General features: G+C 60.3%; 23 protein-coding genes and 1 tRNA gene. 19 read left to right on the top strand and 5 right to left on the bottom strand.

The annotated features are described in order from the left end of the window. Positions 1 to 100: 100 nt before the first annotated feature. Positions 101 to 1,924 (top strand): ABC-F family ATP-binding cassette domain-containing protein, encoded by a 1,824-nt coding sequence (locus HY795_00900; GenBank protein ID MBI4803774.1) that lies wholly within the window; start codon positions 101 to 103, stop codon positions 1,922 to 1,924. Between the two features lie 24 nt (positions 1,925 to 1,948). Here the strand turns inward: HY795_00900 and HY795_00895 are convergent, their stop codons facing one another. Then, on the bottom strand, positions 1,949 to 2,188 hold the full coding sequence (locus HY795_00895; GenBank protein ID MBI4803773.1) for a hypothetical protein: 240 nt from the start codon (positions 2,186 to 2,188) through the stop codon (positions 1,949 to 1,951). 371 nt (positions 2,189 to 2,559) lie between these two features. Between HY795_00895 and HY795_00890 the strand changes: the two genes are divergently transcribed. The 8 genes from HY795_00890 (at position 2,560) to HY795_00855 (ending at position 11,391) form a co-directional block, all read left to right on the top strand. Continuing rightward, entirely contained in the window at positions 2,560 to 4,374 is a 1,815-nt protein-coding gene (locus tag HY795_00890; GenBank protein MBI4803772.1) for a sensor histidine kinase, read from the top strand. A 95-nt stretch (positions 4,375 to 4,469) separates the two neighbouring features. Beyond that, positions 4,470 to 4,544 (top strand) — tRNA-Val (locus HY795_00885). A gap of 56 nt (positions 4,545 to 4,600) precedes the next feature. After that, a complete protein-coding gene (gene thrS, locus HY795_00880) occupies positions 4,601 to 6,538 on the top strand; it encodes a threonine--tRNA ligase (GenBank protein ID MBI4803771.1) in 1,938 nt (645 codons plus the stop codon). Next, entirely contained in the window at positions 6,522 to 7,052 is a 531-nt protein-coding gene (locus HY795_00875; protein MBI4803770.1) for a translation initiation factor IF-3, read from the top strand. The genes thrS and HY795_00875 overlap by 17 nt, the downstream gene beginning before the upstream one ends. Before the next feature lie 79 nt (positions 7,053 to 7,131). Then, a complete protein-coding gene (rpmI, locus tag HY795_00870) occupies positions 7,132 to 7,329 on the top strand; it encodes a 50S ribosomal protein L35 (GenBank protein ID MBI4803769.1) in 198 nt (65 codons plus the stop codon). A 195-nt stretch (positions 7,330 to 7,524) separates the two neighbouring features. Then, positions 7,525 to 7,881, top strand: a complete 357-nt coding sequence (gene rplT, locus HY795_00865) for a 50S ribosomal protein L20 (protein MBI4803768.1) — start codon at positions 7,525 to 7,527, stop codon at positions 7,879 to 7,881. Then, the gene (gene pheS, locus HY795_00860) at positions 7,878 to 8,927 is read left to right on the top strand and encodes a phenylalanine--tRNA ligase subunit alpha (GenBank protein MBI4803767.1); all 1,050 of its coding nucleotides are present in this window, start codon (positions 7,878 to 7,880) and stop codon (positions 8,925 to 8,927) included. Before rplT ends, pheS begins: the two co-directional genes overlap by 4 nt. 67 nt (positions 8,928 to 8,994) lie before the next feature. Then, complete coding sequence (locus HY795_00855) at positions 8,995 to 11,391, top strand: phenylalanine--tRNA ligase subunit beta (GenBank protein ID MBI4803766.1); 2,397 nt, start codon at positions 8,995 to 8,997, stop codon at positions 11,389 to 11,391. Between the two features lie 163 nt (positions 11,392 to 11,554). On the opposite strand, the gene HY795_00850 is transcribed toward HY795_00855, so the two are convergent. From HY795_00850 to HY795_00840, 3 genes are all read right to left on the bottom strand, one after another. After that, positions 11,555 to 13,366 carry a methyl-accepting chemotaxis protein gene (locus HY795_00850; protein MBI4803765.1) on the bottom strand — a complete coding sequence of 604 codons (1,812 nt, stop codon included), beginning with the start codon at positions 13,364 to 13,366 and terminating at the stop codon, positions 11,555 to 11,557. Between the two features lie 69 nt (positions 13,367 to 13,435). After that, entirely contained in the window at positions 13,436 to 14,566 is a 1,131-nt protein-coding gene (locus HY795_00845) for a hypothetical protein (GenBank protein MBI4803764.1), read from the bottom strand. Positions 14,567 to 14,568: 2 nt separating this feature from the next. Beyond that, the gene (locus tag HY795_00840) at positions 14,569 to 15,957 is read right to left on the bottom strand and encodes an MBOAT family protein (GenBank protein MBI4803763.1); all 1,389 of its coding nucleotides are present in this window, start codon (positions 15,955 to 15,957) and stop codon (positions 14,569 to 14,571) included. 203 nt (positions 15,958 to 16,160) lie between these two features. On the opposite strand from HY795_00840, the gene HY795_00835 reads away from it, so the two are divergent. From HY795_00835 to HY795_00790, 10 genes are all read left to right on the top strand, one after another. Next, positions 16,161 to 16,634 carry a MerR family transcriptional regulator gene (locus tag HY795_00835; protein ID MBI4803762.1) on the top strand — a complete coding sequence of 158 codons (474 nt, stop codon included), beginning with the start codon at positions 16,161 to 16,163 and terminating at the stop codon, positions 16,632 to 16,634. Between the two features lie 56 nt (positions 16,635 to 16,690). Beyond that, a complete protein-coding gene (locus tag HY795_00830) occupies positions 16,691 to 17,371 on the top strand; it encodes a FecR domain-containing protein (GenBank protein ID MBI4803761.1) in 681 nt (226 codons plus the stop codon). Between the two features lie 128 nt (positions 17,372 to 17,499). Continuing rightward, a complete protein-coding gene (locus HY795_00825; protein ID MBI4803760.1) occupies positions 17,500 to 18,138 on the top strand; it encodes a hypothetical protein in 639 nt (212 codons plus the stop codon). Between the two features lie 112 nt (positions 18,139 to 18,250). Beyond that, positions 18,251 to 19,594: a hypothetical protein gene (locus HY795_00820; GenBank protein MBI4803759.1), complete on the top strand. Its 1,344-nt coding sequence runs from the start codon at positions 18,251 to 18,253 to the stop codon at positions 19,592 to 19,594. Between the two features lie 41 nt (positions 19,595 to 19,635). After that, positions 19,636 to 20,397 (top strand): hypothetical protein, encoded by a 762-nt coding sequence (locus HY795_00815; protein ID MBI4803758.1) that lies wholly within the window; start codon positions 19,636 to 19,638, stop codon positions 20,395 to 20,397. A gap of 11 nt (positions 20,398 to 20,408) precedes the next feature. Then, positions 20,409 to 21,050, top strand: coding sequence for a tetratricopeptide repeat protein (locus tag HY795_00810; protein MBI4803757.1), 642 nt, complete (start codon positions 20,409 to 20,411; stop codon positions 21,048 to 21,050). Between the two features lie 242 nt (positions 21,051 to 21,292). Then, entirely contained in the window at positions 21,293 to 21,643 is a 351-nt protein-coding gene (locus tag HY795_00805; GenBank protein MBI4803756.1) for a hypothetical protein, read from the top strand. A 47-nt stretch (positions 21,644 to 21,690) separates the two neighbouring features. Then, on the top strand, positions 21,691 to 21,933 hold the full coding sequence (locus HY795_00800) for a hypothetical protein (GenBank protein ID MBI4803755.1): 243 nt from the start codon (positions 21,691 to 21,693) through the stop codon (positions 21,931 to 21,933). An 11-nt stretch (positions 21,934 to 21,944) separates the two neighbouring features. Beyond that, on the top strand, positions 21,945 to 22,808 hold the full coding sequence (locus HY795_00795) for a hypothetical protein (GenBank protein MBI4803754.1): 864 nt from the start codon (positions 21,945 to 21,947) through the stop codon (positions 22,806 to 22,808). A gap of 160 nt (positions 22,809 to 22,968) precedes the next feature. After that, on the top strand, positions 22,969 to 23,916 hold the full coding sequence (locus HY795_00790; protein ID MBI4803753.1) for an RluA family pseudouridine synthase: 948 nt from the start codon (positions 22,969 to 22,971) through the stop codon (positions 23,914 to 23,916). A 59-nt stretch (positions 23,917 to 23,975) separates the two neighbouring features. Here HY795_00790 and HY795_00785 read toward each other — a convergent pair whose 3' ends face one another. Beyond that, a complete protein-coding gene (locus HY795_00785) occupies positions 23,976 to 24,716 on the bottom strand; it encodes an RNA methyltransferase (GenBank protein MBI4803752.1) in 741 nt (246 codons plus the stop codon). Between the last annotated feature and the right edge of the window lie 231 nt (positions 24,717 to 24,947).

Here is a 24,947-nt window from a genome sequence, read left to right as displayed (position 1 = left end):
TATTCCCCCAGGTTTCACCCTGGGCGGAGGCTTATCGCTTCCGGCCAGACAGTCGTACGCTTTGACGCACCCGGGACGATGCTCTATTGGCTTCTTCGCCATGAGCACCATCGTCTCCCTGCGCGAGGCATTCAAGTCCTTCGGGGCCAGAACGCTTTTCGCCAACATATCCTTAAGCCTGTCTCAGGGTGAACGCATCGGCCTGATCGGCGCCAATGGTTCGGGCAAGTCAACCTTGCTGAGAATTCTGGCCGGGCTCGAAAAGCCGGACTCAGGCGAACTCACCCTGCGCCGCCAGGCCAGGCTGGCCTACCTTGCCCAGGAGGACGCGTTCCCACCGGGAAAAACCGTTGAGGAAGTCGTGGCCGAGCCGCTGTTGCCCTTGCTCGGGACGGGGCTCCCTGAATCCGAACTCTACACCAGGGTCGGAGCCTGCTTGAGCAAGACTGGCTTTTTGGACCATGCCCAACCTGCGGACAGCCTCTCGGGCGGCTGGAACAAGCGCCTGGCACTGGCCAGGGCCCTGGTTCAAGAACCTGACCTCCTGCTGCTGGACGAACCCACCAACCACCTTGATCTGGAATCCATCCTCTGGCTGGAGAAACTTCTGGCAGGAGCACGCTTCGGCTATGTGGTGGTCAGCCACGACCGGTACTTTCTGGAAAACGTCACCCAGCGGACCATTGAACTCGACCGGGCCTATCCCGAAGGCTATTTGAGCGTGGACGGCCCATACAGCACGTTCCTGGAAAAACGTGAGGATTTCCTTTCCGCCCAGGCCGGACAGGAGCGGGTCCTGGCCTCCAAGGTTCGCCGCGAGGTTGAATGGCTTCGCCGCGGTCCGAAAGCCCGCACCACCAAAGCCAAGGCCCGCATCGAGGAAGCCGGCCGTTTAGTGAAGGAGCTCGCGGAAACCAAAGAAAGGAATTCGCTGACCGGACGGGTCGGGATCGATTTCACGGGTTCATCCCGTCAGACCAAGCGCCTGGCCGTGGCCGAAGAGTTGGGGATGTCCCTGGGCGGCAAAACCCTGTTCAAGAACCTGGATTTCGTCTTGTCCCCAGGGTTGCGTCTGGGCCTGGTCGGGGCCAACGGCAGCGGCAAGACTACCCTGCTGCGCCTCTTGGCCAAGGAGGCCACCCCGGACCACGGCAGCGTGAAATACGCCCCGGCCCTCCAAGTGGCCGTTTTCGACCAGAACAGGGAACAGCTCGACAAGGCCATGAGCCTGCGTACCGCCTTCGCACCCCACGGCGACTCCGTGTTCTACCGGGACAGGCCCATCCACGTGGCATCGTGGGCCAAGCGTTTCCTCTTCAGGCCCGAGCAGCTTGACCTTCCCCTGGGCCTGCTCTCGGGAGGCGAGCAGGCGCGAGTGCTCATCGCCCGGTTGATGCTGCGCCCGGCGGACGTCCTGTTGCTCGATGAACCCACCAACGACCTTGACATACCCACCCTGGAGGTTCTGGAAGAGAGCCTGTCGGACTTCACAGGGGCAGTGGTTCTCATCACCCACGACCGCTACCTGCTGGACACGGTTTCCACCATTCTGCTGGGACTTGACGGCAAGGGGGGGGCGGAAACATACGCCGACTACGCTCAGTGGGAGGCTGCCCGCCAGGAGATGGAGCGGGCGGAGTCCCAGGATGCGTGTTCAGCGAAATCCACCCCGCAGGTACGGGCCCAGGCCACAGGCAAGGCAAAGAAGCTCACCTACAAAGAGCAGCGCGAATGGGACGGGATGGAAGAAGCTATCGCCCGAGCCGAAGAACTTTTGGAATCACGCCAGAAAGATCTTGAAGACCCCTCCGTGGCCTCTGATCACGATGAACTCCAGAAGCGCCTTGCCCTTATGGAAGAGGCCAAGGCAGCCGTGGATTCATTTTACTCCAGGTGGGCTGAGCTGGAAGAGAAGCAGAGTTGACGATGAAAATCGTCTGCTCCCGGATCAGTTCTTCTTGTAGCCTTTAGCCTTCATGCATTTATCCAGGAGTTCCTCGATGCGTGCCTGGCGGTCGCCCCCTTTGGCGACGTTGCCCGTGGCCCTCGCGGCTTCCCAATCGCAATCGGAAAAATCCCGTTCCATCTGCGCCTGAGTGCGTTCAGGGCTTTCATACATCGGTTTGGCGCTGCACCCAAAGACGGACGCGACCGCAAAGGCAAAGACAAGAAGTATCACTGAACGCATGCTTCCCCCAACGGCTCACAGCCACGTGAGCGCCAAGACGTAAAATGCCATTCCCGCCAATGCGAAAACCGCGTCGGCTTTGTTCATGTAGCGCTCCATGCCATTTTTCAATCACCTACTCCGTCCGGGCCCGGCTATCAAGACCGGTTGCCGTTCCTCGGTCTCAAACATATCGCCCCGGAGACAATTGCACCAGAACCTCTTCGTACCGCATCTACTCGACACCGGTGACTAATCGATCGAATCGCGCACCATATTTTTAATCCGGGCGAACGTACTAATTGCGCCAGAAGAAAAGCAAGAGGCGTAAAACGTTGCTCCCAACGTCTGTCTAGGATAGATTCGACTGAACTCTCATCCTGGACGCCGCAATGACCCGCAAGTTCGTCATACTGGCCACAGCCGCCCTTATTGTCCTGGGGGTCGTCATGTGGCAGCTGGGGCTGAGGGCCCAGAACGAACTTCAGACCATTACCACAGACCAATTCAACAGGCAGCAGCTCATCCTGGCCCAGAAGGTCGCCCAGGACATCGAGCAGCATTTCACCCTGCTACGCACCAGCCTTCTCGAACTGACCACCATCTGGCGAAAGCATCCCACATTCATGGGCTCACCAGAGAGAGCCCTGCCCGCATTCCAGGAAATTCTGCAATCGAACGAGGTGCTGGCCATAGGCTACGCCCCCCCGGGAAGCGGGACCGTCACACTCTATAATGAAGACGGTGTCATGCCAGGCCCCTTGGTTTTGGATTACGGGCCGTTTCTTAATTGGGCCAGAAAAGCGGACCTCAAGCAGAACATCCTGGTTGGCATGTGCGAATCCCCTGAAGTTGGCCCTTTCGCGGGCAAGACCATCGTTCGCATGGCGGCCAGGCATTGGCCCAGCGAGACAGGGTTTGACCAGCCAGGTGTCGTCTTCCTTGTTGTCGACGCCTTGTCCGTTGCCAGACGCTACGCCCACGACGTCCGCTCCGGGCAGACCGGCTACGCCTGGGTACTGGACCAGCGAGGGGTGTTTCTCGACCACTTTGTGGAGGACTTCATTGCCAAGGACGCTTTCGCGGCGCGAAAAGCTCGCGACCCGAAAGTAAACTTCGAGCGCGTCGATTCGATCATGCGCGACCAGATTCTCGCTGGGAAAGAGGGCGTGGACTGGTATGTTTCCGGCTGGCACAGGGGGAGCTGGGGCGAGGTGAAGAAGCTTATCGCGTTCACACCGGCCAAGCTCGCCCCGGAGCAGGTTCCCTCTGTGATATGGGGTGTGGCTGTGGTCGCGCCTGTTGAAGAGGTGGAGGGCATCATTGGCAGGGCCGCTCTGCGGGAGATGTTCATGGTGGCCGCCTTCCAGGTGGTGGTGTTCATGGGCCTGGCCATCACCATGTATTTCGCCTTCCGCTGGTCCTCCACCTTGAAAGCCGAGGTGGAAGTGCGCACGGCTGAGCTTCGTGAAGCTCGCGACAAGATCAGGCAGAACCTGCAGGAGCTCTTGCAAACTCAGGAGAAGCTCATCCGTTCGGAGCGGTTCGCGGCCGTGGGCGAGGCAGCCGCGCACATCTCCCACGAGATAAAAAATCCTCTCATGCTGATCGGCGGTTTCGCGCGCCAGGTGCGCCGCACCCTGCCCAAGGAGGGTAAAGAGGCCGAAAAACTGGCCCTGATCGAGGAAGAGGCCAAGCGCCTTGAAACCATGCTGGAGGAGGTCCGGGATTTCACGCGCCCTGCGGCACCCAAGATGACCGGACAGGATTTGAACGCGACCGTCTGGGACACGGTCATGCTCCTGGAAACGAACCTGGCCGCACGGGGCGTGACACTCAGGACCAACCTGGATGTGAACCTGCCGCCTGCTGTTCACGATCCATCGCAGATCCGTCAGGTGCTCATCAATCTGGTCAAGAACGCCGCCGAAGCCATGCCTGGCGGCGGGCTTGTTGTGGTGGCAACCAGGCTGAACCGCTCCATGATCGAAGTGGAGGTGCGCGACGACGGCCCGGGCATCGCCCCGGACCAGGCCAAACTGGTCTTCAATCCGTTCTACACCACCAAGGAGCGAGGCACGGGCCTCGGGTTGCCGGTATGCGACCGCATCGTGCACGACCACGGCGGGGACATTCGCCTGGACGCCGCCGAGGGCAAGGGTTGCTCCTTCGTCATCAGCCTGCCTGTGGAGAGAAGAGCAGCCTGAGCTTCCCTCTTCCTTCAATCAGTTCCGAAAAGCAAAAATCATCGCTTGACACCTTTTTCCTCCGGGCTTAAACATCCTCTTCCTTTTGACAGAGTAGGACCGTAGCTCAGGGGGAGAGCACTTGCTTGACACGCAAGGGGTCGGGAGTTCAAATCTCCCCGGTCCTACCACGTGACCCGGAAGGGAGGCGCAGCCTCCCTTTTTTTGACGTGCAGGGAGCACAGGCGTGAACGTTCGCGTTGGTGATCAAATCGTTGAGGCCATGGCCGGTCAGCCGGTTGGGGAAGTGCTTGCCAAGGCCCTTTCCGGAAAGGCTTTCAAAAACACTGTTGTGGCTCGCTGCGGCGAGGCGCTGCTGGATTTGTCCGCTCCTTTGCCCGCCGACTGCACCGAAATATCTCCCTTAGCCGCGGACAGCCCCGAGGGAGTGGATGTCATCCGCCACTCCACCGCCCACGTGCTTGCCGAGGCCGTGAAGAAGCTGTTCCCCTCCGCCCAGGTCACCATCGGCCCGGCCATCGAGAACGGCTTCTACTACGACTTCGCCTTCGAGCGGCCCTTCACTCCCGAGGACCTGGAAGCAATCCAGGCCGAGATGGAGAAGATCGCCTCCGCCGACCATCCCTTCGCCTGCCGCACCGTGGCCAAGCCCGAAGCCGAGCAGGTGTTCAAGGGCATGGGCGAGGAATATAAGCTGGAGGTCCTGGCGGACATCCCTGCGGACACCGTCTCGCTCTACACCCAGGGGAACTTCACGGACCTGTGCCGGGGGCCGCATGTGCCCTCAACCCGGTTTCTCAAGGCCTTCAAGCTCACCCACGTTGCCGGAGCCTACTGGCGCGGCGACGAAAAGCGCCCCATGCTCTCGCGCATCTACGGTGCGGCCTTCGCCGACCCCAAGGAGCTCAAGAGCTACCTGCACCGCTTGGAAGAGGCCAAGAAGCGCGACCATCGCCGCCTGGGCACCCAGCTCGACCTGTTCAGCTTTTCCGAAGAGGCCGGGGCCGGCATGGTCATCTGGCATCCCAAGGGGGCACTGGTGCGCACCATCCTGGAGGATTTCGAGCGCAAGGAGCACCTGAGGCGCGGGTACAACATCGTGCAGGGTCCGCAGCTTTTGAAGCGCGACCTTTGGGAGCGCTCCGGGCACTACGAGAACTACCGGGAAAACATGTATTTCACCGAGATCGACGAGCAGGCCTACGGCGTGAAGCCCATGAACTGCCTGTCGCACATGCTCATCTACAAGTCGCGCCTGCGCTCCTACCGGGATCTGCCCTTGCGCTACTTCGAACTGGGCGTGGTGCACCGCCATGAGAAGTCCGGCGTGCTGCACGGCCTTTTGCGCGTGCGCCAGTTCACCCAGGACGACGCCCACATCATCTGCCGCCCGGATCAGCTCCAGGACGAAATCATAAGCATCATCAATTTCGTCAAGGACGTGGTGGACCTCTTCGGCTTCGAATTCGAGGCCCAGCTCTCCACCCGGCCGGAAAAATCCATCGGCTCGGACGAGGCATGGGAACTGGCCACAACGGCGCTGGCCCAGGCCATGCAGGCCATCGACATGCCCTTCACCATCAACGAGGGCGACGGCGCTTTCTACGGCCCCAAGATTGACATCAAACTCAAGGATGCCTTAGACCGCCGTTGGCAATGCGCCACCATACAGTGCGATTTCACCTTGCCTGAGCGCTTCGATCTGGCTTACACGGGCCAGGATGGCGAACGGCACAGGCCGGTGATGCTGCACCGCGTCGTTTTGGGCGCTGTTGAACGGTTCCTCGGAGTGCTCATCGAGCACACTTCGGGGGCCTTTCCTACTTGGCTTTCACCGGTGCAGGCGAGGATACTCACCGTCACCGACGCCCACGACGCCCACGCGGCCTTGGTGCTTCAGCGCCTGCGCGACGCCGGCATCCGAGCCGAAGCGGACACGCGCAACGAGAAGCTCGGGTACAAGGTGCGCGAGGCCCAATTGGAGAAAATCCCCTACATGCTCGTCATCGGGGACCAGGAGCTGGAACAGGGGGGGGTGAATGTTCGCCTCCGCTCTGGAGAGAATTTAGGACTAAAGGGAGTGGACGAGGTCGCCGGGTTGATTCTGGACGACTGCCAAGCCCCATTCAAACGAGGAGGAATGCGCTATAACTTCTGCCAGTGACACCGCCCGCTGCAATCATCAGATCCGCGCCCGCGAGGTGCGGGTGATCGCCGACGATGGCTCGCAACTGGGGATCATACCCACGAGCGAGGCCCTGCGCCTAGCCCAGGAAAAAGGATTGGACCTGGTCGAGGTGGCCGCCGCCGCCGATCCCCCTGTGTGCCGGATCATGGACTATGGCAAGTTCAAGTACCAGCAGCAGAAGAAGCAACAGGAAGCCCGGAAGAAAGCCACTGTTATCCTCGTCAAGGAAATCAAGGTCCGGCCCAAGACTGACGAGCATGACTACCAGACCAAGCTGAAGCACATCCGCCGCTTCCTGGAAGACGGCGACCGCTGCAAAGTGGCTGTATTCTTCCGCGGACGCGAAGTGGTTCACAAGGACCGCGGCGCGAGGATCCTGGAACGCATCGTGGTCGACCTGGGCGATCTGGCAAAGGTGGAGCAGGAACCCCGGTTCGAGGGACGCATCATGAACATGATGCTGGCCCCCACTGTAAAGAAGAAGCCATAGCGCACACCATATTTGCAAGCAAAGGCTTGCGGCCCGTCCCGGTGTGAACCTGGACGGGCGGTATTTTCAGGAGGACGACATGCCTAAAATGAAGACCAACAAGAGCGCGGCCAAGCGCTTCACCACCACCGGCACCGGCAAGTTCCGCCGTCGCCAACAGAACAAGCGCCACATCCTGACCAAGAAGAGCGCCAAGCGCAAACGCGCCTTGTCGTCTTCCCTCATCGTGGATTCGGCCAATGAAGGCGCCGTGAGCCGCCTGCTGCCTTACGCCTAGGCAGCCAAGCTTTTTGCTAAGTCGGGGCTTCGCCCCGGCCCCCACCAGGGGGATGATCCCCCTGGACCCCGCAATTGGGGACGGGTTTACGGGGTGAACGCGTAGCCCGCTAAAAGTTTTTGAAGGAGAGCCCGAGAGGAAACTTTTCTCGAAAAGTTTCCTCTCGGACCTTCCTCTTACTAGGAGGACCTACTCATGCGCGTCAAACGCGGACAGGCTGCTCACAAGCGGCACAAAAAGTATTTGAAGTTGGCCAAGGGCTTCGTCGGCGCCCGTTCGGTGCTCTACGAGACCGCCCGCGAGAACGTCGAACGCGCCATGGCGTACGCCTACCGCGACCGCAAGGTGAAGAAGCGCGAGTTCCGCAAGCTGTGGATCATGCGCATCAACGCCGGCGCCCGCGAGAACGGCATGAGCTACGGCAAGTTCATCCATGGTCTGGCCCTGGCCGGCGTGGAGCTGGACCGCAAGGTTCTGGCCGACATGGCCGTTCGCGAAAAGGCCGGTTTCGCCAAGCTGGTCGAGATGGCTAAAGCCAAGGTTTCCGCGTGAGTCTTGGCCAGGCTCTCATAGAGGAATTGACCGCCCTGGCCGGGGAAGCTGCAAACACCCTCGGCCAGGCACCCTCTTTCGAGAATCTGGAAGAACTGCGCGTCGCCTACCTTGGCCGCAAGGGCCGCCTGGCCCAGATCATGGCCAAACTCCCCGGCCTTACGCCTGAAGAGAAGCGCGAGGCCGGCCAGACTGCCAATACCGTGAAGGAGGAGCTGACGGGCCGCTACACTCTGCGCCTGGAAGCCCTCAAACGTGCCCAGGACGAAGCCATGCTCGCGGGGTTCGATCCCGCTTTGCCTGGCAGATCGAGCCATGTGGGCGGCCTGCACCCGTTGAGCATCGTCACCGAGGAAATCTGCCAGGCTTTTTCCGGCATGGGTTTCGAGGTGGTCACCGGCCCTGAGATCGAAACCGACTTCTACAACTTCGAGGCCCTCAACTTCCCTCCCGAGCACCCCGCCCGGGACATGCAGGATACGCTCTACATAGCGGACAACATCCTGCTGCGCACCCACACGTCTCCCCTGCAGGTACGCACCCTTCTTTCCCGCAAGCCGCCCGTGGCCGCCATCGCCCCGGGCAAGGTCTACCGCCGCGACTCGGATCTCACCCACTCCCCCATGTTCCACCAGATCGAAGGTTTTCTCGTGGACAAGGGAGTGACCATGGCGGACCTTCGGGGCACGCTCACTTTTTTCGTACACAGGATTTTCGGACCTGAAACCCTGGTCCGGTTCCGCCCGAGCTTCTTCCCATTCACCGAACCCAGCGCCGAGGTCGATATCTCCTGCGTCATGTGCGAGGGCAAGGGACACATAAACGGCGAGACCTGCCGGGTGTGCAAGTCCACGGGTTGGGTCGAGATTCTGGGCTGCGGCATGATCGACCCCAACGTGCTTACGGCCGTGGACATCGACCCGGAAGTATACTCCGGATTCGCCTTCGGCATGGGCGTGGAACGCGTTACCATGCTCAAGTACGGCGTCGGGGACCTGCGGCTCTTTTTCGAAAACGATATCCGGTTCCTGGGCCAGTTCGCCTAGCCACCGGACAGACGCTTTCACGAGGGGCCTGGAGGGCTATGCGCTCCGGACTCCGGAGGCTTTCCACATGCTTCTCTCTCTCAATTGGCTTCGCGAGTTCGTCCCTTACGAGGGTCCCATCGACACCCTGGCCGACCGGCTGACCATGCTCGGCCTCGAAGTGGAAGGCATAAGCCGCCCTTTCGCTGCCTGCACCGACGTGGTGGTGGGCCATGTCATCACCCGCGAACAACACCCGGACGCGGACAAGCTCTCCCTGTGCACAGTTGACGTGGGCGAAACCGCCCCGCTCCAGATCGTTTGCGGCGCAGCCAATGTCGCTGCCGGGCAATACGTGCCCGTGGCCAAGATAGGCACCTTGCTTCCCGGCGGACTTGCCATAAAAAAGAGCAAGATCCGCGGAGTGGAATCCTTCGGGATGATCTGCTCCGAAACGGAACTCGGCCTGGCCGAGAAGAGCGACGGAATACTCGTTCTTGAAGGCACGCCCGCTCCGGGCAAGACACTGGCCAGCGCCATGGGCCTGGACGACGTGGTGCTGGAGATCGGTATCACCCCCAACCGGGCTGATTGCCTCTCCATTTTGGGCCTGGCCCGGGAAGCGGCAATGGCTTTCGGCCTGCCCCTGACGCTGCCCAAGGTGCACATCAAAGAGGACGGCCCGGACGCTTCCTCTCTGGTTTCCATTCGCATCCCTGAGCCCGACTTGTGCCCCGTGTACCGGGCGCGCGTCATACGCGGCGTGGAAATCAAGCCCTCACCCGCCTGGATGCGTTACCGCCTCACCGCAATGGGCCAGCGGCCTGTGAACAACATCGTGGACGTCACCAACTACGTGATGCTCGAACTTGGGCAGCCCCTGCATGCGTTCGACAAAGCTCTGTTGGCCGGGGACTTCATCGAAATAAAACGCGCTTCCGAGGGAATGCGTTTTACCACCCTGGACGGGCAGGAACGCCTTCTCACCGCACGCGATCTGCTCATCTGCGATTCGGCCAAAGCCGTGGCTCTGGCGGGGGTCATGGGCGGCGAAAATACGGAGATATCGACGCGTTCCACCGAAGTGCTCCTGGAATGCGCCGTGTTCAATCCGGCCAGCATCCGAAAGACCGCCCGCCGTTTGGGGCTTTCCAGCGAATCCTCCTACCGCTTCGAGCGCGGTGTGGACCAGCCCGGTTCACTGTACGCCATGAACCGCGCAGCAGCCCTCATGGCCCTGGTTTCCGATGGCCGCGTCCTCCCTGGCATAGCCGGAGCTGAACCCAAACCCTGGGTTTCCACTCCCATATCCTTCCGCCCGGCCAAGGCCGTGAGCCTCTTGGGCATCGACCTTTCCGGCGATTTCTGCCGCAAGACCTTCCAGGGCCTGGGCTGCGACGTGCAGACCAAGTCCACTGATGCCTGGACGATCACTCCCCCTCCTGCCAGGCTCGACCTCGAGCGCGAGGTGGACCTCATAGAGGAAGTGGCCAGGGTCTACGGCATGGACCGCATCCCCGCGGCCATGCCAAAGATGCTGAAGTCCCTTGACGTGCCGGACAAGCTGGGAGCCGAAGTACCCTTTTTGCGCCGTCTGAAGACCTGGGCCTGCGGTGCCGGGCTCCGCGAAACCGTCAACTATTCTTTTGTGGGCCAGCATGAACTGGATCTTCTCGGCCTGCCCGGCGAGGGGCGCGTTCCCGTGGCCAATCCTCTGTCCGAGGACCAGAACGTCATGCGTACGGCACTCGCACCCGGACTTCTCAAGGCCGTCCGCCACAACCTGAACCAAGGCAACACTACCCTGCGCCTGTTCGAGGTGGCCAAGGCATTTACGGCGGACCCGGCCAGCGAGACCACCGTGCGGGAAGCCCACCGCCTGGGCCTCGCTCTGTACGGAGCCCGTTTCGGCGCGTTCCCCTGGCCCGAGGAAAAGGCGGATTATTCGGACCTCAAAGGTATGGTGGAAAATCTGCTCGACTCCCTTGGCCTGCCAGAAGCCCAGTATGCGGTTGAAAAGGACCACCCCTGGCTCTCTCCCTGCGTGCGCGTAACTGCCGCCGGTCGAGCGCTTGGTGTCATGGGCCGCATCCTGCCTGACATCGCCGAGAGCTTCGAAGCCAAGAATGACCTGTGGGTTGCCGAATTAGACGCCGAGGCACTCATGAACCTGCACCAGCACCGTTCGACGCGCTATGCCGGGCTCCCCAAGTTCCCGCCATCCCGCCGGGACATGACCCTTGTCATGCCCGTCTCTCTCTCTGTGGCGGACGTGTTGGCCGCCATCAGCACCCACAAGTCCGGCATTTTTGAGGATGTTTCGGTCTGCGATCTCTTCGAGCCCGAAGGGGAAAGCGTCAGGAACGTGACCTTCCGTGTCACCTACCGGCATCCCGAACGCACCCTCACGGACAAAGACGTGGACAAGAACCACGCCGGTCTGTGCGAAGCTCTGACCAAGTCGTTGCCAGTGCGTTTCCAGTAACGTCTCAAGAATCACTTTCTGATCTATGGATCTAAGACGCGAGGCGGGCTCCCCGGATAAACTGGGAGCCCGCCTCGATGTTTGCAGGGGGAGTCATCACCTGCCGGAAGGGTATGAAATTGCGGATTAAGCGCCCACTCTGGAAAGAATCCGCCTGGACTCTCTACGCCCCCAAAGCTTTCTGTCTGCGCCCTGCAAGCGTGCTGGATTGCCCCCCCGCTCCGCCTTCGGACTTTAATTCGTCAATGAGGCGGCTGAGTACCTGGGCCTGACCGGCAAGTTCGGTGACGGCCTGGGCGGATTGGCGCATGGCGTCGGACGTTTCGCTGGAAATCCGGCTGATGTCCTCGATGGCGCGATTGATCTCCTCGCTGGCGGCGGACTGCTGCTCGGAAGCAGTTGCGATTGATCGGACCTGGTCTGTGGAGAGGTCCACAAGTCCGACAATGGAGGTCAATGCTTCCCCGGACTTGCCGGCAAGTCCGGTCGCCTTTTCTATCTGGTCAACGGTGCGCTCAACGTTGGCTACGTTCTTTCTCGTACCGTCCTGAATGTCGCTTATGGCTATTCCCACTTCCTTGGTGGCGGACATGGTCTTTTCGGCCAGCTTGCGCACCTCGTCGGCAACCACCGCGAATCCGCGTCCAGCTTCGCCAGCGCGGGCCGCTTCGATGGCTGCGTTCAAGGCAAGAAGGTTGGTCTGGTCCGCGATGTCGGAAATCACGTTCATAATCCTGCCGATGGAATCGGCCTGGGCGCCCAGGGTGGCCATGTCTGTCTTGAGTTCCAGGGCCTGGCGTTCCACCTGGCCGATTTCGCGTACTACCTCGCCCACCACTGCCGAGCCTTCCTGGGCCTTGCTCTTGGCCTGCTCGGACGTTTCCGCGGCTTGGGAAGCGTTTCTGGCGACTTCGAGCACCGTCGCGTTCATTTCTTCCATGGAAGTGGCTGTCTCGCCCACCCGGCCCGACTGTTCCTCAGCACCCCGGCTTGACTGTTCCACCTGGGCCGCCAGTTGCTCCGATGCGGAGGAAATGATTGCCGCCACGTCCTCCAGCTTGGCCGCGGCCTGAAGCATGCCGTCGGCCTTGGCCTGTTCGGCCTGCTTCTTGGCTTCTTCCGCTACCTGTGTGGCTTCTTCCGCGGCTTTGGCCTGCTTGGCTGCATCCGTAGATTTTGCATCGGCTTCGGCAATCTTTTCTTTCAAGGTGGTCACCATTTTGATGAGCACGGCATACACGCCGCCAGTGCCGCTCACGGGCTTGAAGCGCACGTCCAGGTTGCCGGCTGCGATTTCCGTGGCCACGGACTGGAGATAGCCCGGGTCTTCACCCAGTTGCCCCAAAACATTCCTCGATGTGAAGAAAGCCAAGGTCAGCCCGGCTGAAACTGCCAAGGCGAGGGCCAGCAGAAGCTTGAGTTTGCCAGAACTGAATGCTTCCTGCGCCATGGATGCGCTCCGCTCGCCACCCTTGGTGTTGATGGAGATGAGCTTGTTCAACTCGGTAATGGTTTCTTGGATGAATTTTGCGGATTCACCTGCAGCGAGTTCCCCCGCCTTGTCCCTGTTCATCCATGCCATTTTCTGTATTTTTGCACTCTCAGCGATGTAGCCCTTCCACAAGCTTTTCAACTTATCGAATTCATTCCGTTCTTCAACTTGGTCTGCTGTGATGAGCTTATCGTACTCGGATAAAGATTTGTCGAGGGCCGAGAGCGTATCCCGCATGAGCTCTTCGTATCTGCGCATTTGCTTTTCCTCGGAGGAGACGACGAGGAGAAGCTCATAGCGCCGGTAAGTCTGCATCGCATCATTCACCTGCCCCAGCCGGACGATGCTCGGCAGCCAGTCCTCAGCAAGAAGTGACGTTTCTGCATGGATGGCAGCCATCTGTTGGACAGCATAGAATCCGATGCCAGCCACCAAGAAAACTATGACGCCGAAACCACCGTACAACTTTGTGGAAAGTTTCATGAAAAGGCTCCTGAGGTAAAAATAGTGAACGCCATATTCTTACATACAGGAATCCGTGGAATGCAAGTCTTATGGCTCAATAGAATCAGGGAACCCAAAGAGGGCGTGCTGATAGCGCTCCACTGCCTCGTAGATGACCACATCCGGCTTTTCGGCTTCTACGATGTGCGGCTGGAACCTGTGCTCCCAGAGAAACACGCTGCGCTGGAACCGCTCAGCCAAGTACGGCCAGGCGGCAGAGGAGAAGGAGTCGCGGAAGATGACGGCCTTGGGCAGGCTCGTATCCCCGGTTTCCCGGATGATCATGTCCCGGCCTGAAAGAGTGGCCGGGTTCTTGTACCCCTTGGGCTCAGCCGGTTTGGCCCGATTGGGAGAGAGCGGGATCATATCGATTGACTGCTCGGTCAGGCTGTTCTCCAAAAGGAGCATGGCGGACAGGTCGCCCCCAGGAGTGGTCGATTCCTCCACCCGATAGTCTTGGGCGCGCAGAGGAGGCATGGCGGGAAACTGCTCACGCAGGGCATCCACGATGGCTGCGGAGCCCATCAAGGCCCCCCACCCGTTCCAGTGGGTGTCTGTTTTCCAATATGCCCGGCGTGTCGCCTTTGCCTCAATGAGTGCTTTGCGCAGGTCCAAAAACGGAATGCCAGCTTGTTTCAGGGCCTCGCCCAACTGGTCCAGACGGGTGACCGGGTTCATCTTATGGAAAGAAGGGGGCATGAACTCGCCGTAGACCGCGCCCTTGTTCGGGGCCACCACCAGGAGCATGGTCGCTCCCCGCTTGGCCAGCCAGTCTCGGCGTTTGGTGAGCGCCTCCACGGCCTTGGTCAGTTCCTCCGGCGAGTAGAGGTCCACCCCCAGCCAGTCCTCCAGGTCCATCTCCATGTTCACGAAAAGCCAGCCGTCCTGGCCCAGGATGACGTTCTTGGAGGGCGATTGGTCAAACACTGCCAGCTTGATCAGGTTTCCCGAGCGGATCATCCAGTCGCGGAACGGAAATGTCTCGCCGTAGGCCTTGCCCAGCTGCTTGGCGAACCCCTTGAAGTCGGTCGTTGCCATGCTCAAAGGCGGCAGAGGGGTCTTGAGGCGGTTCTCCTGAGCCTCTGGCCCTTCAGACACCCCCAGGAAGGAAAGCCCCTGGGGTAGAACCAGCGGGGCCAGGAGCAGCGCGATGCATAGTACGGTGGTCAGGCGGTGCATGATCAGAACTGGGCGTAGATGAAGGGTGAATGGGAGCCAGCCGCCAGTTGCATGAGCGCCAGAGCCAGAAAGACCGGGGCCGCAATCTGGCCCGCCACTCTTCCCGCCCTGCCCAACCGTTCGGCCAGCCAGGGAACCGTGGGGATGCATCCGACCAGACCCACGGCCAGAAGGGTCATGTATTCCCGGGTCATGCGCACCATCCAGGTATATTCGAAACCGCTGGAATTAAGCCCGGCCAGAGCCTGAAGATAGGCCACAGCCTGGGTGAAGTCCGATGCTCTGAAGAAAACCCAGCCTATGCCCACGGCCAGCAGTCCGTACACGTGCCGAAGCGGCCTGGGCAGCCTGTCCAGGGCCTTCCCCACAGCCGTGCGCTCCATGGCCAAAAACACTCCGTGCCACAACCCCCAGACCACGAAGCTCCAGCTGGCCCCGTGCCACAACCCGCAGAGCACGAACACGATGAGCAGGTTGCGCTGGATTTTCCAGGGGGCCACCCGGCCTCCGCCCAGGGGGATGTACAGGTAGTCCCGGAACCAGGAGGAGAGCGTCATGTGCCAGCGCCGCCAGAATTCGCGAACGGACTGGCTGACATAGGGGTAGTTGAAGTTCTCAGGCAATTTGTAGCCGAACATCCGCCCAATGCCCACGGCCATGTCCGTGTACCCGGAAAAATCGAAGTAGAGCTGCAGGGAATAGCTCACCAGCCCTAGCCAGGCTGTGCCCATATCCAGGCGGCCGGCCGGCTCGCCAAAGGCGGCGTCTGCCATGGGCCCCATTGCCCCGGCAATGAGCACCTTCTTGGCCAGCCCAATGCCCATGCGGATCAGGCCTTCGCGAACATCCTCCAGCGAGGGCCGCCCCGGCTGACCTCCATCCGGGAACATGTCCCGCCAGCGGGCAATGGGGCCAGCCGTAATCTTCGGAAAAAAGGCCATGAACAGGCCAAAACTGATGATGTTCCTCTCGGCCTTGCCCTGTCCCCGGCCAATGTCCACCAGGTAGGCTATGGCCGAGAACGTGAAGAAGGACACTCCGAGCGGCATGGAAGCCGGTGCCACGGCCTTCAGGAAACCAAGGCCGGGTATCTGGGCCATGAGGAAGGTGAGGTACTTCGACCAAGCCAGCAAAACGAGGTTCGCTGCCACGCCCAGTGCCAGGACGTTGTGCCTGGAGGAACCGGACGCTCGCTCGATGGCCAAGCCCATGAGCATGTTGAAGGCTATGGAGAGGGCGAAGACCGGCAGGGATGTGGGGTCGCTCAGTGAATAAAAAAGAATGCTGGCGGCCAGGAGCAGGATGTTGCGCGAACCGGCAGGGCACAGAACGAACAGTCCGAGCAGGACGGGCAAAAAGGCCAGGAGAAAAAGCGGCGAATCAACAGGCATGGAGAACGATAGACCGCCAACCCCTTGATTTCAAGTCAATTGCGTGAGCTTCAACAGAGTGGGGCATGCTTTCCTGGGCCGTTCCTATTCATGGGTGGCTGGAAGGCAAAGATAGCTGAATGTCATGCAGGAGAGCAGCGGCTTGACGATGGGTATCATGCGAACAGGATCAAAAAAAGCTCAAGGATTGCCTTCACTCTTTCATGTTGCTACACGGTTTCAAAGCAAAGGAATCAGGCGGAAACGCTCGGATTCTTTCTCTTCCCTACAACACCCCTCGGCCGTCGCACTTTCCTTCTCGCTGTGGCCGACCCGGGCGAAACCCTGCCTGCCCCAACCGGAGGCGGCGAGGACTGCCGGTGAGCGGCGAAAAACCGAAGAAGACATACAAGATCGGGCAGATAGCCGGGCTACTCGGTCTTAAGCCATTCGTTCTGCGCTTCTGGGAAACGGAGTTTCCGGCGCTTGAACCTATCCGCACGCCCAAAGGCCAGCGCGTCTACACCGAGGCTCACCTGCGCCTGCTCAAAACCATCCAGCGGCTTCTCCACGAAGAAGGCATGACTCTTGAAGGAGCCCGCCGGAAGCTGGCTGAGCGTGAACGCGGGAATCAACTGAAAACCCTTGTGGAACGTGAACTTCTTGCAATCCGCTCCCTGCTCGACCCAAAGGACTGAAGATGAAAGGCCAACGATATTTCGTAATTTTTATGACACTCATCTTGGCGGCTGCGGTGGCATTTGCCGACAATCCCAAACCGGCGGGCACTGTGGACGACTTGGCCGGACAGGCCGAAGCCAAGACGGGACAGGACGGGCCGCGCAAGCTGGCCAAGGGGTCGCCCGTGTTTGCCCAGGACGTGATCAGCACCCCCACGGCCAAGGACAAGGCCCGCATCGCCTTTGCGGACGGTTCCGCCCTGGAGATCGGACCCGAGTCCATGGTCGCGCTCAAGGACTTTTCCTTTGACGAGGCCAACAAGAATAATTCCAAGCAGGTCATCTCCATGGGCAAGGGGATTTTCCGGTTCGTCACCGGCAAGGTGGTGGCCCAGAACCCGGACAACCTGAAAATCGAGAGCCCGCTCTCGGTCATCGGTATCCGGGGAACCACCACGGACCACTGGATTCAGACCAAGCAGAAGAACGTCGGCGGCAAGCTGGTCACGGATATCGAAGCGGAACTCCACGCCCTGCGCGAAACCAAGCCAGGGAACGAAGTGGTTGTCAAAAGCGAGACCGAGACTTTGGTGCTGAAGAAACCCGGCGATGTGGCCTGGGTGCGCCCCAAGCTGCCCGGAAGCGTGCGCCCGCTCACGGACGAGGAGAAGCAAAGCTTCGGCTCTTCAGCCACGAAGCGAGAAAACTTCGACCCGGCGCCGCCGCGCAGAGGGCTGCCCGGAGGCGGAGGTTGATCCGGACATGAGCCTGACTACACGCTTTTGAGACGTACCGGAGTCCCCCGACTCCACCAGCGGGAAACCCCGCAGAGCCATCGCGAATGGCTCCACCGGTAAAACCCGGCAAACGATGAGGTGACACCATGAGACTGTTCTTAACGCTCGCTATGGCGGTGTTGCTGCCCGCGCAGGCCTTCGCCTTCAGCTTCTCGGAAGAAGCCGGCAAGGAAGCGGCCGCGAAGCAGGCAAAGCAGTCCAGCATAGCCTCCATGCTCTCCGAGCCGTGCCGCAAGAGCATCAAGGGCCAGACCATCGCCCTCATGATCGCCGAAAAGCAGCAAGGTTTGCAGAACGTCAACGCGTCCAACCAGGGCGTTCTTTTCGAGGCTCTCTATTCCAGGCTGCGGGCTATCGGGTTGAACACCATCCCTCAACAGTCCATCACCGCGCGTATCGCCCGGGCCGAAGCCGAAGCCATATTGAACAACGACCCGGACGCGGCCATGGCCGCATCGAAAAAGCTCGGGGCGGGCTTCATCCTGCGTGGCATCATCTCGGCGCGCAGCGGAGCCAACAAGATGGTGCGCGCCAATGATGTGAACGTGGACATCATGCTCACCCTGTCCGACGGTTCCGGCAGGACCATCTCTTCGGTCAGGGCCTCCGGGCAATCCTGGGCTGGTTCCGACATCACCGGGGCGGCGCTCTCCGTGCTCGACGACCAGGCCGATGAGCTCGTGGCCAAACTGTACTCCGATTTCTGTGCCAGAAAGGCGAAATGACTCTTCACAGGTGAGGCAATTCATTTTATTTAACAAGAATACTCGTTTCCCAAGTGAAGGCCTAAGCCGCCTGCCCGCGGGCAAACGACACCCAAAAATCGAGAGGAACACAATGAGAGCTTTCATGCTCGCCGTCCTCATGCTGTGCGCGTTTTGCCCGGCTGTCCAAGCCCAGGAGGGCAAGACCATCACCGTCACGGCCGAAGGCCTGGCAGACCCCAATGCCGACACCTACAAGCGCGACAAAGGCCTCATGATCGAGGACCTGCGAGCGGACGCCAAGCGCCAGGTCATTGAAAAGGCCGTGGGCTCCTACATGGAGACCTCGACGCTGATGCAGAACTACACCCTGGTGCACGACAAGGTGCTGTCTCGCTCCCAAGGCATAATAAAGCGCATCGTCAAGGAATCCCAGCCGTGGGTGGGCGAAGACGGCTTCGCGCATCTTCTGGTGACCGCGGAAGTATACGTGGGCGAGGTCAAGGATGTGCTCTCCCAGATGGGCAAGCAGGAACGGGTGAGCCTCATCAAGGATTATGGCAACCCCCGCATTGCGGTGGCCATCAACATCCGAGACGCCGAGCGCGGCGTGGACATCAAGCCCGAACGCTCCGAAGTGGCCGAGAACATCTTGAAGGAGCGGGTCAAGGGCTTCGGCTACAGGGTGTGGTCCGCATCCCAGCCAGGCCAGACTGGTGCCGCGCCCGCGGCCGACTTCACCATCTCAGGCGAAGCCAAGTTCAAGACCGTGTCCGCCAAGCTTCAGGCCTCTGGACTCACGGTAACCAAGTACGTGCTCACCTCCTGGAGCGTGAAGTGCGTGGACAACCACACTGGCGAAGAGATTTATTTCAACAACAAGGTGCCCCAGAAGCAGAGCTGGCCGGACGAGGACCAGGCCATCAAAGAGATCGGCCAGCTCATCGGCTCCGAGTTCTCCAAGGAGTTCTTTGAAGAGCACCTCCAGGCTCCGGCCGCCATGTATCAGCTGACGGTGCAGGGGCTGCCCAGCTTCGAGGCCGGACAGATGCTCCGCAAGGAGTTCATCGGCCTGCGTTCGGTGTTGAACGTCGATCTGCGCAATTTCGACCGGGCCGGGGGCTCGCTTTTTGAAATCGAGTTCGCGGGTGGCCGGGCCAATTTCAACCAGTTCCTGCAGTCGGCCATCCTGGCCCCGCTCAACCAGAAGCTCGGCAGGGACGCCCTGACCCTGGAATCCGCCCACGGAGCCGTGGTCACGGTCAGCTACAAGTCCCAGGCCGACATCGTGAACACTTTGCAAAAAGCCCCTCCGGCCGGCCTTGTTCAAGCCGCTCCAGAGAGGCTCAAGGATGTTGTAAAAAGCGAAGAGACGCTCAAGAAGGTGGCCGAATTATCACCGGAAACGGCCAGGAAGCTCACGGAGGAAGGCGGTGCTAAGCCTGCTTCCGGGGTTGACGCGATGAAAAACTTTTAAGGCAAGGTGGTAGTTCGACACCTGGAGGGAGGGAACCCGACATGACCTATCGCGCATTTGCAGTTCTGATCGTTCTTGCCCTGCTGGCGGGCTGCCAGTCCGCTTCGAAAGAAGCCAACCAGCAGGCCGACCAGGAAATGTACCAGCCCGTGGTTTATGCAAACCAGGGCAAGCCTGGTCCGCAACTGGTGGTCATTCCCGGAGCGGTCAAGTCCATGAACGCCACCTTTACGCAGAAATACGGCCCCAACAACATCGCCGATTTCGCTGAGATCGAACTTAGCAAGGACAACTTCCAGGTGCTCGAACGCCAAGATCTCGGCTCCATGATCCAGGAGATCGAGGTGGCCGCCAACATGGGCGACGCAAACACCCTGAAGAAGTTCAAGAAAGGCAAGATGCAGGCCACCAACTGGCTTGTGCGCTTCGACGTGATCCGCGCCGAGCCTGTGGCCCAGGCCGAACGCAAGTTCGACGGCACCTACCTGGGCATCATCGCCGGCTCCGCCGTGGGTTCCGCCAGCAACAGCTGGGTTGCCGGCACTGCCACCGGCGCCGGAGTGGGCTCCGTTCACGCCCAGGAAGCCAGCGGCGTGTGGATCGTGGGCATGCGCTACAAGGTGCTCGACGCCAATACCGGCGAACAGAAGGCCACCGGGTACTACGAGGACAAGATGGAAATCTCCTCCAAGGGCGGCGGCGCTCTGGGAGTCAGCTCCTCTTCCACCAAAATCCAAACCCTGGACAGCCTGGTCCAGCGCCTCATTCAGCGCTGCGTGGCTGACATCGACAAGCTGAAATAGAGAGGACACACATGAGAAAGTCCCTTGCACTTTTTATTCTGCTCCTGACCCTGGTGGGTCTGGGCTGCGCCAAGAAGGCCCCGCCCCCACCCCCCGAACCCACGGCCCAGGAATATTTCGACTCCGGGTTGCGTGCCTACAAGACGGAAAGCTTCCAGCAGGCAGCGCAGTACTTTGAGATGGCCGCAGGCAAGAGCCCCAGCATGCAGGACGCCCACTACTATCTTGGCCTGTCCTACTGGAAGCTCAACATGCTGGGCAATGCCAAGAAAAGTTTCGTGGAAGTGCTCAACTTAAATCCCGGGCATCTGTACGCGCGCGAGTCCCTGGGCATTCTCCTGTACAGGGAGGCCAACTTCGCCGAGGCCAAGCGCAACCTGGAGGCAGCCAAGAACCTGGCTTCCATCAACCCGGAGGTCTACTTGGCCCTGGGCCGCATCTATGTCATGGAATCGAACTGCCCCGAGGCGCTTGAAGCCTTCCAACGGGGCCTGAACGTGGACTCGGCCAATCTTGCCCTCAAGAGCGAGCTCGACCAGGCCAAGAAGACCTGCGGCAAGCCTGGAAAGGCCACACCCAAACGCAAGGTGCAAGGCGCACCGATGGAATCGCTGCAGGGCGGGGCTGCTCCGCTCGCCCCTGGCCAGTTCTAGAAACGAATACATCCGCACCGTTTGCGGCTTCCGGCAATAAGAACCGGGAGCCGCAAGCGGAGCTTGCCACACGGCAGGACGCGGACGGACCGTAAACGGATACCCCAATGGCACGACAGTTTTTTTCAAGATACCGCCTTCGCAATTGTTGCACCCGTTGTTCAATCGCTCTTCTGGCCGTGGTTGCGATTGCATGGAGCCTTTGTGCTCAGCCGGCCAATGCCCAGGGCAACAAGGCTCTGATGGAAGATTGGGCTCGCAAGAAGCAGCAGACCAAGGACGAAGTGTACAAGGAGCTCAAACGCCAGGGAGCCGTTCCCCACAACGGCACCATAACGTTTGAGGCCACTGTGAAGCCAGACCCGAGAAAACCCGACGCCGCCAAGGTGCGGATCGACTCCGTGGTGGTCAAAGACACCCCTGCCGGGCAAAGACCCCAGACGTCCGACCCGGTGTTCGGGCCCCGGGACCCCGGGACCGGTCCGGTCCGCGAATCCGGCACCATACAGACGGGCACCACCATGCGCGAAACCATTACCGTTACGAATGGTGTGCCTGACTACAAAGCGGCTCCTAAGGGGACCAAGCCGTAGGCACGGGCCTTGCTTTCCTGTGTGAAAGAGTACTGAGAGAGCCACGCATGACGAAATTTCGTTACTTTATCATTATTCTGGCACTAGCTGTCCCGGCCAGAACGTGGGCATCGCCGCTCGAGGGCGTCTTTGCCCCGCGCGAGCTGCCGCGGCTCACCTATGCCTCTTTGCCTGTGCCCGTCCCGATGCGTGCACCCGCAGTCCCTTCCGAATCCACCCTGGAGCCGGCCCCGGCCGCCAAGGCCCCGGAACCCACGTTTTGGGAACGGCTCAAAAGCCTGTTCGAATAAAGGAGACCACAATGCGCCGAGCCACAGTTCTGCTCCTGGCCCTGTTCCTGGCCCTCTCCGGCCAGGCCATGGCCCAGGGAAACAAGCAGCTCATGAGCGAAAAGATGGCCGTCCAGGACATGAAACGGATGATCATCGAGACGATCATCGGGTACAAAGTGAAAAGCCAGGGTGAATTCGGGCTCACCGAGGACGCCCAGTACAAGGCCGACGTGAAGGCCCAGGCCGTGATCAAGGACATCAAGGTCAAGCAGGTCATCTACGACAAGACCAAGGACATCGCCCTGGCCGTGGGCTACATCGACTTGAACGGCGATATCATAAACGTGCTCGGAGAAAAGCTCTCCTTCAAGGACGTACGCGTGGAAGGCTTTGGTTTCGGCACCATGACCGAGACATCGAGGCCTCCCCTGAGGGCTCTTCGCGCCGCAATGATCAATGCCTATGACGAAATGGGCGCGGCCCTGGTTGGCGAAAAGATCTTTTCCCGCTCAACCGCGGAAAACGGCGTCCTCGCCCGTGACTCCAACAAGTCCCGGATAGCAGCGGCAGTGTACGGCGCCTACATCCCCAATCCCCGCATAGACGACGCCAACAGGGGCTGGGGCTGGGACGCAAGCGGCATGGCCTTTGTCCGTCTGGAGATGGATGCCCGCAAGGTGCGTGATCTTCTGGGCAATCTGCTGGTCTACAAGGAAGAGAACATCATCTCCGTGATCGGCCGCGGAGCACAGGTGGACGAGCTGTCCACGCCCCAGAACCAGGGCGGCAAGGTGGACCTCACCAGGGACCCTGGAGCCAAGACCCAGTATATGGAATTGGGCGTCCCCGGCTCGCAGCCGCCTCAGGACATGACCGGCAAACCCGCGCAATAGCGTGGACAAAGGGGGAGGCGAATGCCTCCCCCTTTTTTCTTGCCTATTCCTCGCCCTCTTTTCTGTAATTCTATTGCCTTGAAGGATACTCCACACGGGAGCTTGACCCTGGCGAGACGGCACGACATACCTCCGAGCGGAGGGCGACGTGTCCGGTCCCATGCATCTCATTGTTTCTCATGCCGAGGCAGGCCAAAAGCTCCTGCAGTACCTCTCCCGGGTATTGGGCAAGGACGTGCCCGGCTCGGTCTTCATGCGCTGGATTCGCACCGGCCAAATCCGAGTGGACGGGAAAAGGGTTAAACCTTTTGACCGGCTGGCTAAGGGTCAGACCGTCCGTCTGCCGCCTTTTGCCGAGGTTCCCCAGGGGCGGACCGACAGGGTTGGGTCTCTCGACGTATACTTTCAAGATCCCGCGCCGCTTGATCTCGTCATACTGGCGGAAACAGAAGACTGGCTGGTTATCGCCAAGCCAACTGGCCTGCCGGTTCACCCTGGCAGCGGTTGGACGGATTCTGTGCAGACCCGCCTTGCCAAGGCCTATGCCGCGGCACCCTTCGTTCCCTCCATAGCACATCGTCTGGACCGCGATACCTCTGGTGTGCTTCTGGTCGCCAAGACCCACTGGGCCTTGACCCATGCGCACGAAGCCTTCAAGAGCAGGCGGGCCGTAAAAGAATATCTGTGCTGGGTGAGGGGCCGGTGGACCCTCTCCGCGCAGGGAGAACCCGCAGAGTTCACCGACCACCTGGAAAAAGCTGGCCCTGTTGGACGCGAAAAAATGGTGCCCAGCAACAGAATGGGGAAAGGCAAATTGAACTCGGAGGGAGAGGTCAAAGAGACAGGCAAGGAGGCCAGATTGCAGGCCCTGCCGCTTGTCATTGAAGCGGAGAGGACGCTTCTCAAGGTACGGTTATTCACCGGACGCACGCATCAAATACGGACCCAGCTCGCCTCGCGGGGCCACCCAATTGTCGGCGATGCAAAGTACGGGGGAGGCCCTCCCCCCATGTACCTGCATGCCTGGCGCCTGTCTCTCGCGGACCAGACCTTCGTCTGTCCCGCTCCATGGGCTGGGGAGTGGGCCGCCGGGACCCCGCCTGAATAAACATCTGGTTCCACAAGCCTTGGCTCCCGGCAGGCCGGGAAAATCACTCCGCTGCGTCTCTACGCTTTGATAAGAGACTGCCTGGCCATCTGACCGAGCACGATGGCTCCGGCCTGAGCCACGTTCAAGGATTCGAAGTTGCCGGGCATAGGGATGAACAGGCTTTGATCGCAACGCTTGGCCACTCCCGGCCGGACCCCTTTTTCCTCTCCGCCCAGCACCAGCACCAGGGGGAAATCGAATGTTGCGGTGAACACATTTCGCCCCTCAGGGCCGGCCTCGGCCTTGCAGATGGTGAACCCCGCCTCGGCGCATTCTTCCAGGTCCCGGGAAAGATTCACACAGTGATGTACCGGCAGGCGCTCCAGTGCACCGGCGGACGCTTTTGACGCGGCCCCACCCAAGCGTGCACCGTGATGCTTGGGCACTATGAGCCCTCCGCCGCCGAGTGCAAGGAGTGTCCTGGCCAAGCTTCCAACATTGCCTGGGTCCTGCACTTGGTCTAAGGCAAGAACGACCGGCAATGGTGCTCTTCTTGCGCCGTGAAGCAGTTCTTCCAATGAAATGAACGCCCTGGCTGCGACAAAGGCCGCGACTCCCTGCCTGCAACCAGGGACGCTACGGCTGAGAGCGTCTTCAGGGAGGAATCTGAAACGCACACCATGCGCCTTGCATGCATCAATCAGTTCTTTTATGTCCTGCCCCTTGAGCCCTTGCCGGAGGAGCACCTGTTCGATGCTGCCAGGATCCCTGCCCACCAGTTCCAGAACTGGTTTACGCCCCGTTACGACGTTATCCATGTTCTTTCTTGACGTTGTATCGTATTTGTCGTGCATTGTTGCAACAATCTCCGTTCAGTTACAGTATCATTTATAGGAAACGTTACATAACTTTACGTGGCTATTGCCTTCGCTCCGCAATTTCCATACTTTATAGAAAGAATCTAGACTGTTGAGGAGGCTCGCCATGGCCAAACCTTACCACGATATGGACCTGATTACATTCCAGCGCCGGTTCGGAACCGAAAAGGC

Source organism: Desulfovibrio sp. (assembly GCA_016208105.1).
GTDB lineage: Bacteria > Desulfobacterota > Desulfovibrionia > Desulfovibrionales > Desulfovibrionaceae > Fundidesulfovibrio.
This window is presented reverse-complemented; position numbering and strand designations above follow the sequence as displayed.